At 66.9% G+C, this 20602-nt stretch carries 24 protein-coding genes; 17 read left to right on the forward strand and 7 right to left on the reverse strand.

Annotated features, from left to right (window positions below; all coding sequences use genetic code 11):
- Nucleotides 1-2: 2 nt before the first annotated feature.
- A complete protein-coding gene (locus tag NUV79_RS13780; RefSeq protein ID WP_257733661.1) occupies nucleotides 3-836 on the reverse strand; it encodes an ABC transporter permease in 834 nt (277 codons plus the stop codon).
- Between the two features lie 168 nt (nucleotides 837-1004).
- Here NUV79_RS13780 and rfbF point away from each other — a divergent pair, with 168 nt between their 5' ends.
- The 11 genes from rfbF to NUV79_RS13835 all read left to right on the forward strand — a co-directional run bounded on the left by rfbF (nucleotide 1005) and on the right by NUV79_RS13835 (nucleotide 10954).
- Nucleotides 1005-1784 (forward strand): glucose-1-phosphate cytidylyltransferase, encoded by a 780-nt coding sequence (gene rfbF, locus NUV79_RS13785; protein WP_308218207.1) that lies wholly within the window; start codon nucleotides 1005-1007, stop codon nucleotides 1782-1784.
- Nucleotides 1769-2857, forward strand: coding sequence for a CDP-glucose 4,6-dehydratase (gene rfbG / locus NUV79_RS13790; protein WP_257733662.1), 1089 nt, complete (start codon nucleotides 1769-1771; stop codon nucleotides 2855-2857). The genes rfbF and rfbG overlap by 16 nt, the downstream gene beginning before the upstream one ends.
- The gene (locus NUV79_RS13795; protein WP_257733663.1) at nucleotides 2854-4089 is read left to right on the forward strand and encodes a class I SAM-dependent methyltransferase; all 1236 of its coding nucleotides are present in this window, start codon (nucleotides 2854-2856) and stop codon (nucleotides 4087-4089) included. Before rfbG ends, NUV79_RS13795 begins: the two co-directional genes overlap by 4 nt.
- Entirely contained in the window at nucleotides 4086-4616 is a 531-nt protein-coding gene (rfbC, locus tag NUV79_RS13800; protein ID WP_257733664.1) for a dTDP-4-dehydrorhamnose 3,5-epimerase, read from the forward strand. The genes NUV79_RS13795 and rfbC overlap by 4 nt, the downstream gene beginning before the upstream one ends.
- Nucleotides 4617-4644: 28 nt before the next feature.
- A complete protein-coding gene (locus NUV79_RS13805; protein WP_257733665.1) occupies nucleotides 4645-6960 on the forward strand; it encodes a glycosyltransferase family 2 protein in 2316 nt (771 codons plus the stop codon).
- Between the two features lie 116 nt (nucleotides 6961-7076).
- Entirely contained in the window at nucleotides 7077-7421 is a 345-nt protein-coding gene (locus tag NUV79_RS13810) for an ArsR/SmtB family transcription factor (protein ID WP_257733666.1), read from the forward strand.
- Nucleotides 7422-7437: 16 nt separating this feature from the next.
- Nucleotides 7438-7872 carry an SRPBCC family protein gene (locus tag NUV79_RS13815; protein WP_257733667.1) on the forward strand — a complete coding sequence of 145 codons (435 nt, stop codon included), beginning with the start codon at nucleotides 7438-7440 and terminating at the stop codon, nucleotides 7870-7872.
- 83 nt (nucleotides 7873-7955) lie between these two features.
- Nucleotides 7956-8708: a DUF899 domain-containing protein gene (locus NUV79_RS13820; RefSeq protein ID WP_257733668.1), complete on the forward strand. Its 753-nt coding sequence runs from the start codon at nucleotides 7956-7958 to the stop codon at nucleotides 8706-8708.
- A 94-nt stretch (nucleotides 8709-8802) separates the two neighbouring features.
- Complete coding sequence (locus NUV79_RS13825; protein WP_257733669.1) at nucleotides 8803-9525, forward strand: DUF1428 domain-containing protein; 723 nt, start codon at nucleotides 8803-8805, stop codon at nucleotides 9523-9525.
- Nucleotides 9526-9626: 101 nt separating this feature from the next.
- The gene (locus NUV79_RS13830) at nucleotides 9627-10460 is read left to right on the forward strand and encodes a sulfite exporter TauE/SafE family protein (RefSeq protein WP_257733670.1); all 834 of its coding nucleotides are present in this window, start codon (nucleotides 9627-9629) and stop codon (nucleotides 10458-10460) included.
- A gap of 11 nt (nucleotides 10461-10471) precedes the next feature.
- Nucleotides 10472-10954, forward strand: a complete 483-nt coding sequence (locus tag NUV79_RS13835) for a GNAT family N-acetyltransferase (RefSeq protein WP_257733671.1) — start codon at nucleotides 10472-10474, stop codon at nucleotides 10952-10954.
- 3 nt (nucleotides 10955-10957) lie between these two features.
- Here NUV79_RS13835 and NUV79_RS13840 read toward each other — a convergent pair whose 3' ends face one another.
- The gene (locus NUV79_RS13840) at nucleotides 10958-11134 is read right to left on the reverse strand and encodes a DUF1289 domain-containing protein (protein WP_257733672.1); all 177 of its coding nucleotides are present in this window, start codon (nucleotides 11132-11134) and stop codon (nucleotides 10958-10960) included.
- Nucleotides 11131-11976, reverse strand: a complete 846-nt coding sequence (locus NUV79_RS13845) for an adenosylcobinamide-GDP ribazoletransferase (protein WP_257733673.1) — start codon at nucleotides 11974-11976, stop codon at nucleotides 11131-11133. The genes NUV79_RS13840 and NUV79_RS13845 overlap by 4 nt, the downstream gene beginning before the upstream one ends.
- A gap of 115 nt (nucleotides 11977-12091) precedes the next feature.
- Here NUV79_RS13845 and cobT point away from each other — a divergent pair, with 115 nt between their 5' ends.
- Nucleotides 12092-13111, forward strand: a complete 1020-nt coding sequence (gene cobT / locus NUV79_RS13850; RefSeq protein ID WP_257733674.1) for a nicotinate-nucleotide--dimethylbenzimidazole phosphoribosyltransferase — start codon at nucleotides 12092-12094, stop codon at nucleotides 13109-13111.
- A gap of 58 nt (nucleotides 13112-13169) precedes the next feature.
- Here cobT and NUV79_RS13855 read toward each other — a convergent pair whose 3' ends face one another.
- Both NUV79_RS13855 and NUV79_RS13860 read right to left on the reverse strand, forming a co-directional pair.
- Complete coding sequence (locus tag NUV79_RS13855) at nucleotides 13170-14288, reverse strand: D-alanine--D-alanine ligase family protein (RefSeq protein ID WP_257733675.1); 1119 nt, start codon at nucleotides 14286-14288, stop codon at nucleotides 13170-13172.
- Nucleotides 14289-14378: 90 nt separating this feature from the next.
- Nucleotides 14379-15902 carry a sensor histidine kinase gene (locus NUV79_RS13860; protein WP_257733676.1) on the reverse strand — a complete coding sequence of 508 codons (1524 nt, stop codon included), beginning with the start codon at nucleotides 15900-15902 and terminating at the stop codon, nucleotides 14379-14381.
- 87 nt (nucleotides 15903-15989) lie between these two features.
- Between NUV79_RS13860 and NUV79_RS13865 the strand changes: the two genes are divergently transcribed.
- The 5 genes from NUV79_RS13865 (at nucleotide 15990) to NUV79_RS13885 (ending at nucleotide 18806) form a co-directional block, all read left to right on the forward strand.
- Nucleotides 15990-16541, forward strand: a complete 552-nt coding sequence (locus NUV79_RS13865) for a thermonuclease family protein (RefSeq protein WP_257733677.1) — start codon at nucleotides 15990-15992, stop codon at nucleotides 16539-16541.
- Nucleotides 16542-16637: 96 nt separating this feature from the next.
- Nucleotides 16638-17249: a glutathione S-transferase family protein gene (locus tag NUV79_RS13870; RefSeq protein ID WP_257733678.1), complete on the forward strand. Its 612-nt coding sequence runs from the start codon at nucleotides 16638-16640 to the stop codon at nucleotides 17247-17249.
- The gene (locus tag NUV79_RS13875; RefSeq protein WP_257733679.1) at nucleotides 17249-17716 is read left to right on the forward strand and encodes a hypothetical protein; all 468 of its coding nucleotides are present in this window, start codon (nucleotides 17249-17251) and stop codon (nucleotides 17714-17716) included. The genes NUV79_RS13870 and NUV79_RS13875 overlap by 1 nt, the downstream gene beginning before the upstream one ends.
- Complete coding sequence (locus tag NUV79_RS13880; RefSeq protein WP_257733680.1) at nucleotides 17716-18183, forward strand: hypothetical protein; 468 nt, start codon at nucleotides 17716-17718, stop codon at nucleotides 18181-18183. The genes NUV79_RS13875 and NUV79_RS13880 overlap by 1 nt, the downstream gene beginning before the upstream one ends.
- Nucleotides 18180-18806 (forward strand): uracil-DNA glycosylase family protein, encoded by a 627-nt coding sequence (locus tag NUV79_RS13885; protein WP_257733681.1) that lies wholly within the window; start codon nucleotides 18180-18182, stop codon nucleotides 18804-18806. The genes NUV79_RS13880 and NUV79_RS13885 overlap by 4 nt, the downstream gene beginning before the upstream one ends.
- A 9-nt stretch (nucleotides 18807-18815) precedes the next feature.
- Here the strand turns inward: NUV79_RS13885 and NUV79_RS13890 are convergent, their stop codons facing one another.
- Both NUV79_RS13890 and NUV79_RS13895 read right to left on the reverse strand, forming a co-directional pair.
- Nucleotides 18816-19199, reverse strand: a complete 384-nt coding sequence (locus NUV79_RS13890) for a porin (RefSeq protein ID WP_257733682.1) — start codon at nucleotides 19197-19199, stop codon at nucleotides 18816-18818.
- Nucleotides 19200-19338: 139 nt separating this feature from the next.
- Nucleotides 19339-20433, reverse strand: a complete 1095-nt coding sequence (locus NUV79_RS13895) for a TRAP transporter substrate-binding protein (protein WP_257733683.1) — start codon at nucleotides 20431-20433, stop codon at nucleotides 19339-19341.
- Between the last annotated feature and the right edge of the window lie 169 nt (nucleotides 20434-20602).

Consider the following 20602-nt stretch of genomic DNA (forward strand, 5'->3'; position numbering starts at 1 on the left):
CCTCACAGCCAATAGGCCACGCGCCAGCGCAGCCTCGCATAGAGGACGAAGGCGATACCAAGGTTGAGCAGGGTGACACCGCCCGCGACGACGAAGCTCTCCATCGGGACGCCGGCCCCGAGCAGGGGCGCGCGCACGATCTCGATCAGGTGGAACAGCGGGTTCAGCTCCGCGAGGAGGCGCCGCGTACCGAGGTCGTCGGCGCGCCAGAGCACCGGCGTCACGAAGAGCAGCATCTGCGTCGCGTTGGCGACGAGGGGCATCATGTCGCGAAAGCGCGCGCCGACGAGGCCGAGCGTCACGCTCCAGCCGATGCCGTTGAGCAGGAGAAGCGCGAGGCCCGGCAGGGCGGCGAACCCGGCCCAGCCAGGCCTGACGCCGCAGGCGGCGAGGACGACGAGGACGATCACCGCGTTATGGGCGAGGATGATCAGGTTGCGCCAGACGACGCGCAGGACATGGATGCCGATCGGCGCCGGCATCTGCTTGATCGCGGCCGTCGCGGCCGTGAAGGTTGCCGCGCCTTCGTTGAGCAGGGCAGTGATCAGCGACCACAGCACCATGCCCACGGTGACATAGGGCAGATAGGCGACGACCGGCACGCGGAAGAGCGCGGCATAGGTGACGCCGAGCCCGGCGACGAAGACGGCAAGGCTGATCGTCACCCAGAACGGGCCGAAGACCGAACGGCTGTAGCGCTGGCGGACATCGTACCAGCCCATCGTGAGCCAGAGTTCGACGAGCCTAAGGGCCTCAGTGGCGTCGGCGATCGCGCCGCGCCAGGGGTGGCGGCCGCGCGACCGCGCATCGTGAACAAGCATCGCAGGGGCTGACACCCGCCAATCTCCTCGAATGGACCTCCCGCCTGTCGCGAGCCGCGGGAAACGACGCAGTGGCGGGTTGACAGGTTGAATAAGTGGGAATAATTCCCACGTCAACATCGAGTGGGAATATTTCTCACATCAATCGGGCATGCCTGGTGTCAGGTACGAAGGCGGAAGCGGATGATGAAGATCAGGAAGGCAGTGATCCTGGCTGGCGGGCGCGGCACGCGGATCCTGGAAGAATCGGAATATCGCCCGAAGCCGATGATCGAGATCGGCGGACGGCCGATCATCTGGCACATCATGAAGCTGTATTCGCGCTACGGCATCAACGAGTTCGTCGTTTGCCTGGGCTACAAGGGCTATTTCCTGAAGGAGTATTTCGGGAACTATCTCCTCCACTCCTCGGACGTGACCTTCGACTTCACGCAGGGCGGCATGACCGTCCATGCCGGCCGGGCCGAGCCGTGGAAGGTCACGCTGGTCGATACCGGCCAGGAGACGATGACGGGCGGGCGCCTTGCCCGCGTGAAGCCCTATCTGGAAGGCGAAAGCTTCTGCCTGACCTATGGCGACGGCGTCTCGGACGTGCCAATCGACCGGCTGGTCGCCTTCCATGAAAGCCATGGCCGCGCCGCGACGGTGACGGCGGTGCGCCCGCCCGGCCGCTTCGGCGTGCTCGATCTCGACGGCAACGGCGTCAGCGGCTTCCGCGAGAAGGCGGCAAGCGATTCAGGCTTCATCAATGGCGGCTTCTTCGTGCTGGAGCCGCACGCGCTCGATCGGATCGCCGGCGACGACATCGTCTGGGAAAGCGGCCCGATGGAGGGCCTCGCCCGCGACGGCGAGCTGATGGCCTATCCGCATGACGGCTTCTGGCAGCCTATGGACACGCTGCGCGACAAGCGCCGCCTCGAAGAGCTCTGGGAAACCGGCGAGGCACCATGGCGGGTCTGGTGAATCCCGATCCCGATTTCTGGTACGGGCGGCGCGTTCTGGTCACCGGGCATAGCGGCTTCAAGGGAAGCTGGCTCGGCCTCTGGCTGGCGCGGCTCGGTGCCGTGCCGCTTGGCCTGTCGCTGCCGACGCAGGATGAGGCGGAAGGCGAGCGGCTCGGCTTCCTGGGCAGCATCATGCCGGGCGTCGCCTGCGACATCCGCGACGGGCAGGCGGTGCAGGCGGCTCTGAAGCAGTTCGCGCCGGAGATCGTGCTGCATCTTGCTGCCCAGCCGCTGGTGCGCCGGTCCTATCGCGATCCGCACCTGACCTTCGAGACCAATGTCATGGGCACGCTGAATCTGCTGGAGGCGGTTCGCCTCCAGCCGAGCGTGCGCAGCATGGTCATCGCGACCACCGACAAGTGCTACGAGAACCGCGAATGGCCCTGGGCCTATCGCGAGAATGACCCGCTCGGCGGGCATGATCCCTACAGCGCCAGCAAGGCCTGCACCGAGATCCTCGCCGCCTCCTGGCGAAATTCCTTCGCGGCCTCGCTGGATCGCCCGATCGCGATCGCAACCGTGCGCGCCGGCAACGTCATCGGGGGTGGCGATTGGGCACAGGATCGGCTGGTGCCCGATGCCGTCCGGGCCTTTGCCGCTGGCCAGCCGCTCGCCTTGCGCAATCCGCAGGCGACGCGGCCCTGGCAGCACGTCCTCGACGCGCTTTGCGGCTATCTGCTCCTGGCGGAGCGGCTTCACACAGGTGACGGCCGGTTAGCGGACGCCTGGAATTTCGGGCCCGACAGCGGCGCCGAACGGCCCGTCGCGGCAGTGCTCGAAACGCTCGCCCGGCTCTGGGGCGATGGCGCCTCCTGGACGAGCGACGGGGCATTCGGCCCGCATGAGGCGAACCGGCTTGCGCTCGATTCCGGCAAGGCGCGCCAGCATCTCGGCTGGCGCCCGCGCCTCGATTTCGAGGCGGCGCTCACCCTGACCGCATGCTGGTACCAGCGCCATCGCCTGGGAACGCCGGCGGCCGACCTGATCGCCGCCGATATCGAATCCTATGAAAGCGGAGCCTTTCGCTCATGAACTCCTGCAAATGCCGCTTCTGTAGCGCGCCCCTGACCACGGTCTTCGCCGATCTCGGCATGAGTCCGCTGGCCAACGCCTTCGTCGCCCGGGACGATGCATCCGAACCCGAAACCTTCTTCCCGCTGCAGGTCTTTGTCTGCGATGCCTGCAAGCTGGTGCAGGCGCGCGATGTCGAGACGCCCGGCGCGATCTTCAGCGACTACGCCTATTTCTCCGGCTTCTCCCAGAGCTGGCTCGACCATAGCGAGCGCTATGCCGTGGCGATGGTCGAACGTTTCGGCCTCTCTGACGCCAGCAAGGTCGTCGAGGTCGCCAGCAATGATGGCTACCTGCTTCAGTATTTCCAGCGGGCGGGCGTGCCGGTCCTAGGCGTCGAGCCGGCAGCCAATGTCGCGGCTGTCGCACAGCGGCGGGGCATCCCGACGCAGGTACGCTTCTTCGGCCGCAAGACGGCGCGCGAACTGGCGGCGCAGGGCCACCAGGCCGACCTGATCGCGGCGAACAACGTCATCGCGCATGTGCCCGATCTCAACGATTTCGTCGCCGGGTTCGAGCTCCTGCTGAAGCCGGAGGGCGTGCTGACACTCGAATTCCCACATCTGCTGCGGATGCTGGTCGAGAACCAGTTCGACACGATCTATCACGAGCACTTCTCCTATTTTTCCTTCCTCGCGATCGAGCGCGTGCTCGCCGCGCATGGCCTTGCCATGTTCGACGTCGAGCGGCTGCCGACGCATGGCGGCTCGCTTCGTGTCTATGCCGGCCATGCCGGCGCCGCGGGGCGCATTCCCTCTGAAGCGGTGCTGGCGCTGCGGCGGGAGGAGGAGGCGTTCAGCCTCGACAGGATCGATTCCTACACAGGCTTCGCCGAGCGGGTCGCCCGGACCAAATGCGCCCTGCTGGATTTCCTGATCGACGCCAGGCGGACAGGGAAACGGGTCGCGGCCTATGGCGCGCCGGCCAAGGGCAATACGCTGCTCAACTATTGTGGCGTCGGGCCGGAACTCATCGCCTTCACCGTCGACCGCAGCCCGCACAAGCAGGGCCGGCTCCTGCCGGGCACGCGCATCCCGGTGAAGTCCCCGGATGCGATCCTGGCGGAAAAGCCGGACTTTCTGCTGATCCTGCCGTGGAACCTCAAGGGCGAGATCATGCAGCAGATGGCGGCTTTGCGTGATTGGGGCGGGCGTTTCGTCGTCCCGATCCCGCAAGTCGAAGTGCTCGCGTGATCCTCGCCGAAACCCGCATCGCCGGCGTCTTCGTCGTCGATCTCGCGCCGCTCGTGGACGAACGCGGGCATTTCGCCCGCTGCTACTGCGCCGATGTCTTCGCTCGGCACGGCATCCGCTTCGCGCCGGCACAGTGCAACCTGTCCTTCAACCCGCACAGGGGCACGCTGCGCGGACTGCACTACCAGGCGATGCCGGAGGCGGATGCCAAGCTCGTGCGCTGCACGCGCGGCGCGGTCTTCGACGTGGCGGTCGACCTGCGTGACGCTTCGCCGACCCGTGGCGAATGGGTCGGCGTCGAGCTGGATGCGGCAAACGGACGGGCGCTGTTCGTGCCGGAAGGCTGCGCCCATGGCTTCCAGACGCTTAAGCCGGACAGCGAGGTCTTCTACATGATGGGCGCGCCTTATCGCGCCGATCTGGCGCGCGGCCTGCGCTGGAACGACCCCGCCTTCGGCATCGACTGGCCTGGCCCGGCGCCACGCCTGAATGCGCGCGACGCGGCCTGGCCCGACCACTGCGCCTGACCTCCCTTTCCGGAGCACGGATCAAGACATGACGGATATCGAGACCACGGCGGCCGGCCAGGACGGCGCCGAGCCCAGCATGCATGGCGCCTTCGGTTCGCTGCGCGCATTCCTGAAGCGGCAGGCCGGTCAGCCTTTCCACCCGGCAGGCAACTTGCGCCCCGACGCGATGGCAGGCCATTGGCGCAGCGACGGCTTCGATTGCTATTTCTATGTGCCCCAGCACGCGCCTGCCGGCCTTCTCTCCATCCGCTTCTCCGCAACCCTGCCAGACGCGGACGCGCAGCACGGGGATTGCTGGCGCTTTTACTTCGATATCGGCGAGGGTTTCCGCCAGGAGGACAGCGTCGCCATCCCGACGGGCGGCGGCAGGATCGAGATCGCCACGATCATCGATCTGCCGGCTCCGGCCCGCGCCTTCCGCATCGACCCCAGCGAGGCGCCCTGCCGCTTCGCGCTGCATGATCTGGCGCTGTCTTCGCTCGCCGTGCCGCAACGGCGCTCGTTCGCGCTACTCGGTCAGCTGCGGGATCTGCATCGGCGGGGCGTGCTCGCGCGCAAGCTGGTGCGGGCGGGTGGCATGCTGCTGCGCGGCGAATGGCAGGCGCTGCGCCAGCGGCTCGCCTCGGGCGCGGCTGGAGAAGCGGCCGCCTACGGCCACTGGCAGCGCCAGCGAACCGTGACCGAGGAGCTGCGCCATCGCTTCGTCGCGAAAGCCACTGAATTTTCGATCAGGCCGCGCTTCTCGATCATCATGCCCACCTTCAATTCGCCGCCCGCCTTCCTCGAAAAGGCGGTCGAATCCGTGCTGGCGCAGACCTACCCGGATTGGGAGCTGCTTGCCGTCGACGATGGCTCGACCGATCCTGCGACACATCGCATTCTCAGGGAGTTCGCCGCCCGCGACCCGCGCATCCGGCCGGCCTTCCTGCCCGTGAATGGCGGCATCGCGCGGGCCAGCAATGCAGCCCTCGCGCAGGCGAGCGGGGACTACATCGCCTTGCTCGACCATGACGACATGCTGGCGCCGCACGCGTTTCACGCCTTCGCGGAGGCGATCAACCGGCATCCGCAGGCGGACTGGCTCTATTCGGACGAGGACAAGATCGACGAGGCCGGCCGCCGCTCGGCCCCATTCTTCAAGCCGGACTGGTCGCCCGCGTATCTCCTGTCCTGCATGTATTCATGCCATCTCGGCGTCTATCGCACGAGCTTGGCGCGGCAGCTCGGCGGCTTCCGCCCGGATTACGATTTTGCGCAGGATTATGACCTCGCGCTGCGTTTTGCCGGAGCGACGCAGCAGATCGTCCATATACCCGACATTCTCTACCACTGGCGCACGCTGCCGCAGTCGACCGCCTCGGGTGGCGAGGCCAAGCCGCAGGCGGAACTGGCAGCCCGGCGGGCGGTGCAGGATTTCGTCGATCACGGTCCGCATCGTGGCTCGGTCTTGCCCGGCCCGCTGCCCGGCACGCATCGCGTCCGCTTCGACATTGCCGGTGAACCGCTGGTCTCGATCGCGATCCCCACGGCGGGTTACCGCAGCGACGATGGCCGGAGCTGGTATGTGCTCGACCTCATCAGGTCGATCCACGCGCTGACGACATACGCGCATATCGAGATCGTCGTGGCCGAGAATGGCGATCTTGCCCCGGAGCTGGAACAGGCGCTTCGCGATCTCGGCGCGCGACTGGTGCGCTACGAAAGCGAGGTCTTCAACCTCTCGGACAAGATCAACCGGCTGGCCGAGGCGACGCGGGGCGACATCCTGCTCCTGCTCAACGACGACATGCGGATCATCTCGCGCGGCTGGATCGAGGAGATGCTGATGTGGTGCCAGCAGGACGGCATCTCCGGCGTCGGCGCGAAGCTGTTCTTCCCCGACGGGCGGATTCAGCATGCCGGCGTGCTGCTGCTCGGCCAGGGGCCGTCGCATCCCTATTACCTGCATCCTGCCTCGGAGATCGGGCAGGTCTGCTCGGCCGTCGTCCCGCGTGACTACAGCGCCGTGACCGGCGCCTGCATGATGGTCAGGCGCACGGATTTCCTGGCGGTCGGCGGTTTCGACCCGGCCTATCGGATCAACTACAACGACATCGACTTCTGCATGCGCCTCAACGTCCACACCGGCGGGCATTTCGTGTTCACGCCCTATGCCTGCCTTGAGCACCACGAATCCGTCAGCCGGCCAGAGCCAGAAGCCGGCGAGCTCGACAGGTTCAACCGCCAGTGGGCGAGCGCGGTCGGGCGCGATCCGTTCTACAATCCCAACCTGTCCCAGACCTCGGCACGTTTCGCGCTGACGACCGATCCGCGGTCCCTTGCCGAGACTTACGGGCTGTGAGGCCGCCGCCTCGTAACGCTCCATCGCTCTTCACATGGTCCGCGCACGGAGGCGTCGGTCAGGGTGGGTTTGCTCTGCCTTGACAGGCGTCGATGCTGTCGTCTACACTTAACTCAATGGTTAAGTTTCAAGACGCGCAGCTCGACCGGACCTTCTCCGCTTTGGCGGACCCGACGCGGAGGGCCTTGCTGGCGCGCCTGGAGCGGGAGGACGGGCTGTCGGTCAGCGAGCTGGCGAAGCCGTTTCCGGTCTCGCTCCCGGCCATCATGAAGCATCTCGACGTCCTCACGGATGCCGGTTTGCTGACGCGGACCAAGGCGGGGCGCACCGTGTCCTGCCATCTGAATGCGGAGCCGATGGAGGAGGCGATGGGCTGGCTGGCGCGCTATCAGCGCTTCTGGACCGAGCGGCTCGACGCGCTGGAGGCGCTGCTCGAAGCGCGGCGCAAGGGCGAAGGCTGAGGGCGGGAGAGGGCACATGCATCAGCCGGTGACACCGAGCCTCACGATGAAGCGCCGCCTCAACGCGTCGCCGGCGGAGGTCTACGAGGCCTGGACCAATCCTGACCTGCTGGTGCGCTGGTTCGGCCCCGAGAATGTCGTGGCGCAGGAGGCGCAGATCGACCCGCGCGTCGATGGGGCCTATCGGGTCGTCATGATCGAGGACACCGGCGAGCGCCACGAGGTTCTCGGCCGCTATCTCGAGGTGGTGGAGAACGAGCGGCTGGTCTTCAGCTGGTCCTGGATCACCACGCCGGAGCGCGTTTCGCGTGTCACCGTGACGCTCAAGCCGGACGGCGACGGCACGATCCTGACGCTCCTGCACGAGAAGCTCGCCGACGATGCCGCCGTCCGCGGCCACACCCATGGCTGGACGGGCACCATGGTCAAGCTCGAGGCCTATTTCGCCTGAGCGACCACGCGCCGCGGCATGATCCGCGCCGCGCTGAAGCAGCCGCCGGCCCGGTGCCGGTGGGAATTGGAGGAGAGGAGACGATGGAACACAGGATCGTATCCCGTGAGGAGTGGCTTGCCGCGCGCAAGGTCCACCTCGCCAACGAGAAGGCGCTGACGCGCCGCCGCGACGCCCTTTCGGCCGAGCGGCGCGCGCTGCCCTGGGTCAGGATCGAGAAGACCTACACCTTCGAAGGTTGGGATGGCGCGCTGTCGCTGGGCGATCTCTTCGCCGGCAACAGCCAGTTGATCATCTATCACTTCATGTTCGGGCCCGGCGCCCGGGAGGGCTGCCCGAGCTGCTCCTTCCTCGCCGATCATTTCGACGGCGCCAACCGGCATCTCAGGCATCACGATGTCAGCCTTGTCGTGGTCTCGCGGGCTCCTTACGCCGAGTTCCAGAATTTCCGGCACCGCATGGGCTGGGATTTCCCCTGGGTCTCCTCGGCCAACAGCGACTTCAACTACGACTTCCACGTCTCGCCGAGCCCGGAGGAGCGGGCGGCCGGGCGCTACGAGTACAATTACGCGCTGCATGACGGGCAGGGCGGCGAGATGCCGGGCTTCAGCGTCTTCTATCGCAACGAAGCCGGCGAGATCTTCCACACCTACTCGACCTATGCCCGCGGCGGCGACATCCTGATCGGCACCCATAACTTCCTCGACATGACCCCGAAGGGACGCAACGAGGTCGGCATCATGGACTGGGTCCGCCATCATGATCGCTATCCCAGCAAGCCGCTCGGCGCGGCGAGCTTCCAGCCCGAGCTCGCGGTGAGTTCCTGCTGCGATTGAAGGCGATTTCACGGACCCATTCCGGGTCGATCGCGTTGATATCAACATTTTGCGAAGGGGCTGCGCCCGGCAGCCGCGAACAGGGAGATGTGCAATGGCCTATGTCGATGGTTTCGTCGTCGCGGTGCCCGCCGCGAACAAGGAAGAGTACCTCAAGATGGCGGCCGATGCGGCGCCGCTGTTCCAGGAATTCGGCGTCAGGCGCCATGTCGAGGCCTGGGGCGACGACGTCCCGGACGGCAAGGTCACGGACTTCAAGGGCGCTGTGAAGGCGACGCCGGACGAGGTCGTGGTCTTCTCCTGGTTCGAATATCCCGACCGGGCGACGCGCGATGCCGCCAACCAGAAGATCATGAACGACCCACGCATGAAGCAATGGGGAGAGACCATGCCCTTCGACGGCAAGCGCATGATCTATGGTGGCTTCGCCTCGATCCTCGACGAAGGCGAGGGCGGTTCGATGGGCTATCTCGACGGCGTCCTCGTCGCCGTACCGGATGAGCGCAAGGCGGATTACCGCGATTTCTCGGCCAATCACGCGGCCCTGTTCAAGGAATACGGCGCCCGCCGCGTCGTCGATGCCTGGGGCGACGACGTGCCCGACGGCAAGGTCACCGACTTCAAGGGCGCGGTGAAGGCCGAAACCGGCGAGACGGTGGTGTTCAGCTGGGTTGAGTGGCCGTCCAGGGAGGTGCGCGCCGCCGCCTGGGGCAAGATGATGGAAGACCCGCGCATGGCGGCGCTGGAAATGCCCTTCGACGGCAAGCGCGTCGTCTATGGCGGCTTCGCGCCGATCCTCGACACCGCGCGCGGCTGAGGCGGGCGGCTCTCATATACACGGCGGCCATGCGGGGGTGGCATCTTGCCCCCGCCGGCCAAATGGCCGAGAGATCGGGTTGCTTCACCGGATCTCTCGTCATGCTTGCTGGCATTCCCCTCGGCGATCTCGCCTTCCTCGCCGTCTCGCTCGTGCTGGCTGGTGCCGTCACCGGGCTTCTCGCCGGTGTCTTCGGCGTCGGCGGCGGTGCTGTCATCGTGCCCGTGCTCTACGAGGTCTTTCGCGTCATCGGGGTCGCCGACGAGGTGCGCATGCCGCTCGCGGTGGGTACCTCGCTCGCCGTCATCATCCCGACCTCGATCCGCTCCTTCAACGCGCACCGGGCCAAGGGGCTGGTCGATCTCTCGATCCTCAAGGTCTGGGCCGTTCCCGTCGTGATCGGCGTGATCTTCGGCAGCTGGATCGCCCGCTATGCGCCGGCCGACCTGTTCAAGATCATCTTCGTCATCGTCGCGCTGATCTCGGCCATCCGCCTGCTCTTCGCCGCCGATCGCTGGAAATTCGGCGAGGACATGCCCGGCAAGCCGTTGATGGTCGCCTATGGCGGCGTCATCGGCGTGCTCTCGGCATTGATGGGCATCGGCGGCGGCCAGCTCTCCAGCCTGTTCATGACCTTCTATGGCCGGCCGATCCATCAGGCGGTCGCGACTTCGTCGGGTCTCGGCGTGCTGATCTCGATCCCCGGCGCGCTCGGCTTCATCTATGCCGGCTGGCCGAAGATGGCGATCCTGCCGCCGCTCTCGCTCGGCTATGTCTCGCTGATCGGCATGATTCTGTTCATCCCGACCTCGATCTGGACAGCCCCGATCGGCGCCAGCCTCGCGCACAAACTCTCGAAGCGGCGCCTCGAAGTCGCATTCGGCATCTTCCTGCTCTTCGTCGCCAGCCGCTTCATCTGGTCGCTCATCCACTGAGGCCCTCGGCCATGAGCGAGATCGCGATCCGGCTGCTGCAGCCCGAAGACCATAAGGCGCTGGCGGCGCTGATGGTCGAGATGCAGGGGCATTACAGCGTGCCGTGTCCGCCGGTGCAGGACATTCTCGCCGGGCTCGCGGCCTTGCCGGCCGGTGTCGATATCCTGATTGCGATGAAGGGCGGGGCGGTTCTCGGCTTCGCCTCCGCCTGCAATCTCTATCCGGGGCCGGGCCTGAAGACAGGCTTCTTCCTCAAGGAGATTTACGTCGCGGATGCGGCGCGCGGTGCCGGCCTCGGTCGCAGGCTGATGGCGGCGCTTGCGGAGCTCGCGCTGGAGCGCGGCCATCGCCGCATCGACTGGACGGCCGACGCCGACGATGCGTCGCTGCTGCGTTTCTATGATGGCCTCGGCGCGGTCCCGTACCCGAAGAAGGTGTTCTATCGCCTGACGGGGGATGCGCTGGTCGAGCTGGCCGGCGCGGATCAAGACTGATCGTCAGGCCCTGCGATCGGCCAGTCGTTTCGGCAGAACCGCCATGATCGCGAGCCGCTCAGCCTCGCTCAGCCGACCCCATTGCGCGATCTCTGCGAGTGTCCGGCCGCAACCCTTGCAGAGCTTGCTGACGGGATCGATCACGCAGATCTTGATGCAGGGCGTCGAGACGGCAGTCATCGCCCGGCCCAACCGAGTGCCAGCGCGAGGCCGAGATAGATCGCGATCTCGGCGAGTTGCTGGGCGGCGCCGAGGATGTCGCCCGTCTGCCCGCCGATGAGCCCCCGCGCCATGCGCGACAGCACCGCCGCGGCGCCATGCGCCATCGCAAAGCCGATCAGCAAACCGGCGATCGGCAATTGCGCCGCGAGCCCGATCCCGGTCGCGAGGAAGAGACTGAGGCCCAGCGCGATCCGCGCCGTGAGCACCGTCGGCTGGCCGACGGCCGCGGCCGCGCCGGTGCTGCGCGCGGCGGGCTGGGTCGCCAGCATGAACAGCCCTTCGGCGCGGGACCAGGGCGCCGCGACGAGCACCGCGGCAGCCGCCGCCCAGGCGCCGGAGCGGTCGAGGATCATCGCGATCAGGCTCGCCCGCAGCAGCAGCGACAGGCCCAGCGCCAGCGCACCATAGGACCCGATGCGGCTATCCTTCATGATCTCCAGCCGCCGCTCGACCGTATGCCCGCCGAAGAGCCCGTCGGCGGTGTCTGCCAGTCCGTCCTCATGGAAGGAACCGGTCGTCAGCGCCATCGCGGTCAGCGCGAGCGCCGCAACGACGAACCCGCTGAGGCCCGCCAGCCCTGCGCCCAGCGCGACGAGCGCGGCCGGCGCGGCGATGACCAGCGCCGCGAAGGGCAGGGCACGCGGCACCTCCCGGAAGTCCGGGATGCCATGGCCGTCGCTCTCGCCCGGCAGCAATGGCACCGGCAGGCGCGACCAGAAGCGCAGGCAGATCGCGGTCGCGATTCCCCAGCCCGGCCAGTCCGGCGGCCGCGTCTCGGTCGTGGTTTCGGCCTCTGCCATGCCTGCCGCGTCGTCTCGCTCGATTGTCTTCACGCTCCCGACCCTATAGCAGCAGCGCAGACTTTGCCGCCACGCTCTCGCGCCGGCCGCAGCCCCCTTGCCAGACGGAACAGCCATGGCCGCCTCCGGATTGCCCTTCGACGATATCCGCGACCTCATCGCGCAGATGCCCGGCCCCGACATGGCGGCGGCGAATGCGGTACGCACCCGCGACGCCAACCTCACCAAGCCGGCCGGCAGCCTTGGCCGCCTGGAGGAGATCGCCGAATGGCTCGCCGCCTGGCAGGGCAAGGCCCCGCCCGAGGTGCGGAGACCGCTGGTCTGCGTCTTCGCCGGCAATCACGGCGTCGTGGCGCAGGGCGTCTCGGCCTATCCGCAAGCGGTGACGCGCCAGATGCTGGAGAATTTCGCAGCCGGCGGCGCGGCGATCAACCAGATCTGCGCGGCCTATGATCTCGGCTTCAAGGTCTTCGACCTCGCGCTCGACCTGCCGACCGGCGATTTCACGCAAGGCGATGCGCTCGACGAGCGCGCCTGCGTCGCCACCATGGCCTTCGGCATGGAAGCGCTCGTCGGCGGCACGGACCTGCTTTGCCTCGGCGAGATGGGCATCGGCAACACCACTTCGGCGGCGGCGATCTATGCGGCGCTCTATGGCGGCGATGCCGCGCATTGGTGCGGCCGCGGCACCGGCGTCGACGACGAGGGCCTGAAGCGCAAGCTCGCGGCGGTCGAAGCGGGTCTCGCCCTGCATCGCGCCCATCTCAAGGACCCGCTCGAAGTGCTGCGTCGCCTCGGCGGGCGCGAGGTGGCCGCGATCTGCGGCGCCATCATCGCCGCCCGTTCGCAGCGCATCCCGGTGATCCTCGACGGCTATGTCGTGACGGCGGCCGCCGCGATCCTGCACGCGATCGAGCCTTCGACCATCGACCACTGCATCGCCGGCCATCTCTCGGCCGAAGGTGCCCATGCCGACGTGCTGGCCCGCCTCGGCAAGGTGCCGCTGCTGGCGCTCGACATGCGCTTGGGCGAGGGCTCGGGCGCAGCACTCGCCGCCGGCCTCGTCAAGGCGGCGGCAGCGGTCCATTCGGGCATGGCGACCTTCGAGCAGGCCCAGGTCGCGCGGAAGGATTGAGGCCCTTTGTCACTCCGGGTTCGCGCCTGCGGCGCGCCCCGGAACGACAGCGAGCGCGTCAGCCCGCGTAATCCGTCTTCAGGCCCGCCCGCTCGGCATGGCGCTCCTGCGCCAGCTCGATCAGGCGGGTGATGAGCGCGGGGTAGGGCAGGCCGGAGGCCTCCATCATCTTCGGATACATGCTGATCGCGGTGAAGCCCGGCAGCGTGTTGATCTCGTTGAAGTAGAAGGCGCCGCTCTGGCGATCGAGGAAGAAGTCGACGCGCGCCAGCCCGCTGCATTCCAGCGCGAGAAAGGCGTCGATCGCGAGCTGCCGCACGCGCGCCATCTGCTCGGCGTCGAGCTTGGCCGGCAGGTCGACGCTGGCGCCGTCCTGGTCGATATACTTGGCCTCGTAGGAATAGAACTCGTGCTGCGGGCCGGCATTGAGCTCGCTCGCGACGCTCGCCACCGGCGGATCGCCGTCGAGCACCGCGACCTCGATCTCGCGGGCATTGATGCCCTGCTCGACCAGAACCTTGGTGTCGTATTGGAAGGCATCGTCGAGCGCGGCGCCGAGGGCCGCCCAGCTCTTCACCTTATGCACGCCGACGCTGGAGCCCATGTTGCAGGGCTTGACGAAGATGGGGAGCGTGAGCGCTGCCTGCGCGGCCTTGGCCGAGCCTGCCGGATCGCGGCGCCAATCGCGGCGCGACAGGGCGAGATAGGGCGCCACCGGCAGGCCGGCGAGGGCCGCCAGCCGCTTGGCGATGTCCTTGTGCATGCCGACCGCCGAGGCCAGCACGCCGGAGCCGACATAGGCTGCCCCGGCCAGTTCCAGCAGGCCCTGCACGGCACCGTCCTCGCAGAGCGGACCGTGGATCACCGGGAACACGACATCGACCGGCGCGATCGCCGCTGCCGCGCTGTCAGCCGGCAGGATCGCGGTGTGCTCGCCCTGCGGCTCCAGCCGGATCATCGGCGAATCCGTCGGGATCGGCAGGCTCTCGGTATTGGCCGCCTCGATCCGGCGCAGGTCGTGGCATTGCCAGCGGCCCTGCTTGTCGATGCTGACCGGCACGGGCTCGAAGCGGTCGCGGTCGATAGAGCGCAGGACGGAAGCCGCTGATTTCAGCGACACCTCATGCTCGCCCGACTTACCTCCATAGAGCACGGCGACGCGCGTTTTCCGGTTCATGGTCCGATGGTCCGAGAGGCTGGAGGAAATGCCTGAACGAGGCTGTGACAGGATGTCGCCGAGCGATGAGGCGAGATTCGGGCGGCTGGATCAGGCGGCGCGCGGCTTCGCCTTCGGTTCGGGCAGGGCGGCAAGCGTGTCCATCACGCGCTCGGCCGGCAATGTGATCGTCACCTCGGTGCCGGCGCGCGGCTTGGATTTCAGGTGGAAGCCGCCGCCATGCAGGTCGATCAGCCCCTTGACGATCGGCAGGCCCAGCCCCGAGCCCTGCTCGGCCGTCTTGATCGCGAGCGAACCGCGCCCGAAGCTCTGCATCACGATCGGGATCTCGTTCTCGGGTATGCCGGGGCCGGTATCGCTCACGGAAACATATTGCCCGCCCGTGGCCGTCCAGCCGACCTTGATGGTGATCTCGCCGCCCTGGGGCGTGAACTTGATCGCATTCGAGAGCACGTTGAGCACGGCCTGCCGGATGGCGCGCTCGTCGGCCCAGACGCGGGGCAGGCTGGGCTCCGCCAGCGCGCGGATGCTCTGGCCCTTGGCCTTGGCGCGCAGCGCCAGCATGTGCTGGCATTCGTCGACGATGCTGGGGAGGGACAGTGCCTCCTCGTTCAGCTCGTATTTGCCAGCCTCTATGCGCGACAGGTCGAGGATTTCGTTGATCAGGTTGAGCAGGTGCTGGCCCGAGCCGTGGATATCGGCCGAGTATTCCTTGTAGGCGGCATTGGCGTGCCCGCCGAAGATCTCGTTCTTCATCACCTCGGAGAAGCCGAGGATGGCGTTGAGCGGGGTGCGCAATTCATGGCTCATCGTCGCCAGGAAGCGTGACTTGGCGAGATTGGCCTCTTCCGCCTTGCGCCGGGCCTCGTCCGAATTGGCGTTGGCGGTCTCCAGCTCCGCGATCAGCGCGTCCTTCTCGGCCCTGAAGACGATCGAGGCGACCGAACTCGCATAGAGCCGGTTGGCGAGGAAGATGAAGAAGAGCTGGGCCGAGGCCGCCATCAGCGCCATGGTGACGCTGTCCATGTCGCGCCGGTCCCAGAAGAAGACCATGATCCCGAGGATGATCGGGGTCAGCCCGGTATAGACCGCGAGCGGGATCGTGGCCGAGAGCATGACGGTGAGTGCGCTGACCACCAGCAGGGCGGTGGTCACGAAGACCTTGGCGCCGGGTGCATCGACCTGGACGAACAGCAGCAGCAGCAGCGACCAGGCCATGCCATGCATCCCCTCCGCGAAGGCGAAGAGCCGGCGCCAGAGTTTCAGCCGGACCTCGTCGGGAGCCTTGGCGAGGAAACGCCGCGCCATCAGCACGATGATCATCGTGGTGAGCAGCACGATGCCGCTCCAGACGGCGACCAGCGGCGTGGGCAGCCAGAGGCAGGCGGCCGCGGCGATGCCGAGCGCCAGGACCAGCGTGCCGGCCGAGCCGGAGATCCGGTATTGCGCGAAGACGCGCAGCAATTCGTTGTCGAAGGCGCGCTCTAGCCCGGTGGAGGAGGTCAGCCGTTCGCGCGCCGACCTGACCTCGCGCGTGACCAGCTTCCGGCGCGCCACGGCCGAGGGGTCGGGCCCGCGCCCGCGCTGCACCTGTTCGGCCGTCACTTCCGTCATGATCGGGAGCGTGTATCCTCGTTCGGCCGCTGCGGCATGCAGCGGCCGGCTCGCCATCATGGACACCAAATCGTTAAGCTCTTCCTGATGGCACCCTTCGGATTCGGTCGCTCCCGCTATGGACCCTTCGGTTGGCGCCGCGTCGGCCGGCCGGTCGACTTCGTCGTGGCGCTCGGCCTGCTTGGCTTTCTCGGACTGGCTGGTGCGATCCTGCAATACCGGCTCGGCCCGGCCCGGGAACTCGTCGGCACGGCCCAGGCGATCGACGGCGATTCGGTCCGGCTGCTCGGCGAGGAGCTGAGGTTGGAAGGCATCGACGCGCCCGAATACCGGCAGAATTGCATGGCGCGCGACGGCAGGTCGGTCGCCTGCGGACGCGAGGCCCGTCGCGCCTTGCAGGCGATGCTGGCGCGCGGCGTGACGCATTGCGAGATCGGTAAGGCCGATCGCTATGGCCGCGGGCTCGCCCGTTGCCGGCAGGGCGACACCGATATCAACGCGATTATGGTGCGCGAGGGCCATGCGGTCTCCTACGGCGCCTATCGCGCCGAGGAGGACGAGGCCCGGGCTGCCGGCCGCGGCATCTGGGCCATGCAGTTCGAGCGTCCCGAAGCCTGGCGCCGCAGCCAATCGCGCTGAGGCTTTCCGCCATGATCGCGTCATGAAGCGCCGGCAATCCGGTTGACCTTCCGGCGTGGGCCGTGATCGGGTACGGCCGAAGACGGAGAACATCTGATGAAGCTCTATGACGGCGGGCGGGCGCCGAATCCACGACGGGTTCGCATCTTCTTCGCGGAGAAGGGTGTGCCGCTGCCGGAGCTCGTGCCGGTCGATATCGCCAAGAAGGAGCATAAGACCGAGGCCTTCACTCGGATCAACCCTGCCCAGCGCCTGCCGGTCCTCGAACTCGACGATGGTACGGCGCTGGCCGAGACGATCGCGATCTGCCGCTATGTCGAGGCGCTTCATCCGCAGCCTCCGCTCTTCGGACGCGACGCGAAGGAGCAGGCGACTATCGAGATGTGGAACCGTCGCGTCGAGCTCGGGCTGTTCGCCAGCGTCGCTGCCGTCTTCCGCCACAGCCATCCCTCGATGGCGGAGCTGGAAGACCAGGTGCCGGAATGGGCCGAGGCCAATCGCGACCAGATGGACGACCATCTCTGGCTGCTCGAATTGCAGCTGGCCGCCAATCCCTTCGTCTGCGGCGAGGTCATGACGGTGGCCGATATCACCGCCGGCATCGCCATCGATTTCATGAAGCCGTCGCGCATCCCGTTGCCGGAAGACTTCGTCCATATCCGCCGCTGGCATGGCGAACTGTCCGGCCGGCCGAGCTGGAAGGTCTGATGCGTCGGTTCGTCCTGGCCCTGCTCGCCGTTCTCGCGATTCCGACGCTCGCGCCAGCAGCTGAGCGGCTGAGCGGCGAGGCGATCGAGCGCGCCTTCCGGGGCAACACTGTCTCGGGTCGCTACACCAATGGCGGCTTCTTCACCGAGTATCACGATCCCAATGGCCAGGCGCTCGGGCATAACGGCTGGCAGCCCAATACCGATGCCTGCTGGATCACCAAGCCGGATCGCATCTGCTACTACTACGGCCCGCAGACCGACCGGACGGTGCATTGCTTCTCGGTCGAGATGAGCGGCGATCTCTACGTCCTGCGCAACAGCGGCAACGGCATGGTCAATGCGCTCGCCAAGATCGAACTCGGCAACCCGCGCAACCATACCGACAACGGCACGCCCTGGTATTGCGACGGGCTGATCTCGCGGGCGCCCGAGCCGCCGATGAGCCGGAAGCTGGCGCGGCGCTGATGTCCCGGCTCGCGCGCACCGTGATGCTCATGCTGGGCCTGCTTGCCGCGAGCCAGGCATCAGCGGTCGAGCGGTTGACCGGCGATCAGATCAAGCAGCTCTTCGAGGGCAACACCGTCTCGGGCCGATACTCCGGCAGCAACCTGCCGTTCAGCGAGTATCATCACCCGGACGGCCGGGCGAGCGGGCATAATCGCCATCTAACCAACACCGATGCCTGCTGGACGACGACGCAGGACTCCGTCTGCTACTATTATGGCCCGCAGGAGAAGCGCCGCACCTACTGCTTCGCGATCGAGACCAGCGGCGAGCTCATCGTTATCCGCAGCCGCCCGAGCGGCCGGATCAACGGCCTTGCTCGAGTCGAGAAGGGCGATCCCTACAGCTATGCCGCGAAGCGGTCCGACTGGGTCTGCGACGGGTTGATCTCGCAGGTCCCGGGGCGGTCGAAGCTGGCGCGCCGATGAGCGCCGCCGAGGCGCTCGACGAGGTACTGGCCGAGCTGCGCGCCTGCCGCATCTGCCGCGATGTGCCGCTTTACCTGCCGCCATTGCCGCATCAGCCTCGTCCGGTCATCCAGGCAGCAGCCACTGCCCGGCTCTGCATTGCCGGCCAGGCGCCCGGAACGCGTGTCCACGCCAGCGGCCGGCCCTTCACCGATCCCTCGGGCGTGCGCCTGCGCAACTGGCTCGGTACCGACGAGACGGCCTTCTATGATGCGGCGAAGGTCGCGATCGTGCCGATGGGCCATTGCTTTCCCGGCCTCGACGCCAAGGGCGGCGACAAGCCGCCGCGGCGGGAATGCGCGCCGGTCTGGCGAACCCGCGTCTTCGCGGCGCTGCCACGCATCGAACTCGTGCTAGCGATCGGCCGCTATGCCCAGAGCTGGCATCTCGGTCCTAAGGAAGCCGCCAACCTCTCGGTGACGGTCGCGAACTGGCGCGAAATCCTTGCCCGGCCGGTGTTTCCACGTGTCCTGCCGCTGCCGCACCCGTCCTGGCGCAATAATGCCTGGCTCAAGCGCAACCCGTGGTTCGAGTCGGAGCTGCTGCCAGTGCTGCGTGACGAGGTCGCGCGGCTGCTGCGGTAATGCGGGTGATCAGTAGCGGAACGGGCCGGAATCGAGTCCGCGATTCATCTGCCCGCGCACGCTGACCACCGAACGGACCGGGCCGAGCGCGGTCTGGCCGCGGCTTTCGAGATAGACCATGCCGTCGGCCCGGCTGCCATAGCCGTTGCGGGAACTCTTACCGAACTCGGCGCGGACGCCGCCGCCGAGCCGCACGCAGACCGACGATCCTTCCATCCGGACGAAGCCCGCACCGTATTCCGGGCAGGGGCGGGCCGCCGCGCCCGGTTTGGGAGCGGGCTTGGCGGAGGATTCATACGGGGAGGCCTTGCGCGGCAACGGCTCGCCGATCGACTGCGCCACAGCGGCCGTCGCAAGGCCGGTCAGAAGCAGGGCAAGGGCGATGCGGAGCATGGCTGGGTTCCGTGGCGATCATCTTTGCTAGTGAGCCAGCAAGGCGCAGTTGTGGCAAGGCCGGCACCGCGGCCACCGCAACGGAAAAACCCCGGCTTTCGCCGGGGTGAGTATCCCTCGCGCTACGGGCTCCGTTGGATCAGAGCTGATTCGAAATGCGCGAGCGGATCATGAAATTGTCGAAGGTGTATTCGGCGATCTGGAACCAGAGATAGGCATCGCCGCGGAAGGCCGACATCGAATCGTAGATCTTCTTGAAGTCCGGATTCTTGGCGGACGTTTCCGCATAGACCTCCTTCGAGGCCTTCAGGCAGGCTTCGAGGATTTCGGGCGAGAACGGCCGCAATTGTGCGCCGCCGGCGACGAGGCGCTTCAGCGCGGCCGGATTGCGCGCGTCGTATTTCGCCTGCATGTCGATATTGGCATGGGCTGCCGCCGTGGTGAGCAGCGACTTGTAGGTCTTCGGCAGTTCGTCCCATTTCTTCGTGTTGATGAAGAAATGCAGCGAGGCGCCGCCTTCCCACCAGCCGGGATAGTAGTAATAGGGCGCGACCTTGTTGAAGCCGAGCTTCTCGTCATCGGCCGGGCCGACCCACTCGGCGGCGTCGATCGTGCCCTTTTCCAGCGCCGGATAGATGTCGCCGCCGCCGATCTGCTGCGGCACGACGCCGAGCTTGCTCATCACCTGCCCGGCGAAGCCGCCGATGCGCATCTTGACGCCCTGCAGGTCGGCGGGCGTCTTGATCTCCTTGCGGAACCAGCCGCCCATCTGGCAGCCGGTATTGCCGCCCGGCAGCGCATAGATATTGGCCTTCTTGTAGAACTCGTTCAAAAGCTCGTTGCCGCCGCCATGGTAGAACCAGGCGTTCTGCTGGCGGGCGTTGAGCCCGAACGGCACGGCCGTGCCGAAGGCGAAGGTCGGGTCCTTGCCGACATAGTAGTAGGAAGCGGTGTGGCACATCTCGACCGTGCCGTTGGTCACCGCGTCCGCGGCCTGCAAGGCCGGCACGATCTCGCCGGCCGCGAAGACCTGGATCTGGAATTTGCCGTCCGTCGCCTCCGAGACCGCCTTCGCCAGCACTTCGGACGCGCCGTAGATCGTGTCGAGCGATTTCGGGAAAGACGATGTGACGCGCCACTTCACTTCGGGCATGGATTGCGCGATTGCCGGACTTGCTATTGTCCCCGCTGCGGCCCCGGCCCCGGCAACCTTCAAAAAGTGACGACGCTTCATAAAATCTGCCCTCCCTCAAAGGCAATGCACGCCGGTTTTCCGGTCGTCGCGAACGTCTGAGAGGAAAGCAGTCTGTCCGCGGGCGCAAGAGCCATTTGCATGGCAATCATGCAAATTCGTCATGAGTCGGCGCCGAAGCTCGTTTTTCACAGATCGATCATGTGAGAGC

This window comes from Allobosea sp. 47.2.35 (assembly GCF_024655635.1).
GTDB lineage: Bacteria > Pseudomonadota > Alphaproteobacteria > Rhizobiales > Beijerinckiaceae > Allobosea.

Excerpts from the sequence above, each read along its gene's own strand:
- NUV79_RS13870 (WP_257733678.1), top strand. The coding sequence starts at position 16,638 with ATGAAGCTCTATGACGGCGGGCGGGCGCCGAATCCACGACGGGTTCGC.
- NUV79_RS13855 (WP_257733675.1), bottom strand. The coding sequence starts at position 14,288 with ATGAACCGGAAAACGCGCGTCGCCGTGCTCTATGGAGGTAAGTCGGGC.
- NUV79_RS13890 (WP_257733682.1), bottom strand. The coding sequence starts at position 19,199 with ATGCTCCGCATCGCCCTTGCCCTGCTTCTGACCGGCCTTGCGACGGCC.
- NUV79_RS13865 (WP_257733677.1), top strand. The coding sequence starts at position 15,990 with ATGGCACCCTTCGGATTCGGTCGCTCCCGCTATGGACCCTTCGGTTGG.
- NUV79_RS13795 (WP_257733663.1), top strand. The coding sequence starts at position 2,854 with ATGAACTCCTGCAAATGCCGCTTCTGTAGCGCGCCCCTGACCACGGTC.
- NUV79_RS13805 (WP_257733665.1), top strand. The coding sequence starts at position 4,645 with ATGACGGATATCGAGACCACGGCGGCCGGCCAGGACGGCGCCGAGCCC.
- NUV79_RS13860 (WP_257733676.1), bottom strand. The coding sequence starts at position 15,902 with ATGACGGAAGTGACGGCCGAACAGGTGCAGCGCGGGCGCGGGCCCGAC.
- rfbG (WP_257733662.1), top strand. The coding sequence starts at position 1,769 with ATGGCGGGTCTGGTGAATCCCGATCCCGATTTCTGGTACGGGCGGCGC.
- NUV79_RS13815 (WP_257733667.1), top strand. The coding sequence starts at position 7,438 with ATGCATCAGCCGGTGACACCGAGCCTCACGATGAAGCGCCGCCTCAAC.
- NUV79_RS13895 (WP_257733683.1), bottom strand. The coding sequence starts at position 20,433 with ATGAAGCGTCGTCACTTTTTGAAGGTTGCCGGGGCCGGGGCCGCAGCG.
- NUV79_RS13825 (WP_257733669.1), top strand. The coding sequence starts at position 8,803 with ATGGCCTATGTCGATGGTTTCGTCGTCGCGGTGCCCGCCGCGAACAAG.
- NUV79_RS13840 (WP_257733672.1), bottom strand. The coding sequence starts at position 11,134 with ATGACTGCCGTCTCGACGCCCTGCATCAAGATCTGCGTGATCGATCCC.
- NUV79_RS13830 (WP_257733670.1), top strand. The coding sequence starts at position 9,627 with ATGCTTGCTGGCATTCCCCTCGGCGATCTCGCCTTCCTCGCCGTCTCG.
- NUV79_RS13880 (WP_257733680.1), top strand. The coding sequence starts at position 17,716 with ATGTCCCGGCTCGCGCGCACCGTGATGCTCATGCTGGGCCTGCTTGCC.
- rfbF (WP_308218207.1), top strand. The coding sequence starts at position 1,005 with ATGATGAAGATCAGGAAGGCAGTGATCCTGGCTGGCGGGCGCGGCACG.
- NUV79_RS13835 (WP_257733671.1), top strand. The coding sequence starts at position 10,472 with ATGAGCGAGATCGCGATCCGGCTGCTGCAGCCCGAAGACCATAAGGCG.
- NUV79_RS13820 (WP_257733668.1), top strand. The coding sequence starts at position 7,956 with ATGGAACACAGGATCGTATCCCGTGAGGAGTGGCTTGCCGCGCGCAAG.
- cobT (WP_257733674.1), top strand. The coding sequence starts at position 12,092 with ATGGCCGCCTCCGGATTGCCCTTCGACGATATCCGCGACCTCATCGCG.
- NUV79_RS13875 (WP_257733679.1), top strand. The coding sequence starts at position 17,249 with ATGCGTCGGTTCGTCCTGGCCCTGCTCGCCGTTCTCGCGATTCCGACG.
- NUV79_RS13810 (WP_257733666.1), top strand. The coding sequence starts at position 7,077 with ATGGTTAAGTTTCAAGACGCGCAGCTCGACCGGACCTTCTCCGCTTTG.
- NUV79_RS13845 (WP_257733673.1), bottom strand. The coding sequence starts at position 11,976 with ATGGCAGAGGCCGAAACCACGACCGAGACGCGGCCGCCGGACTGGCCG.
- NUV79_RS13885 (WP_257733681.1), top strand. The coding sequence starts at position 18,180 with ATGAGCGCCGCCGAGGCGCTCGACGAGGTACTGGCCGAGCTGCGCGCC.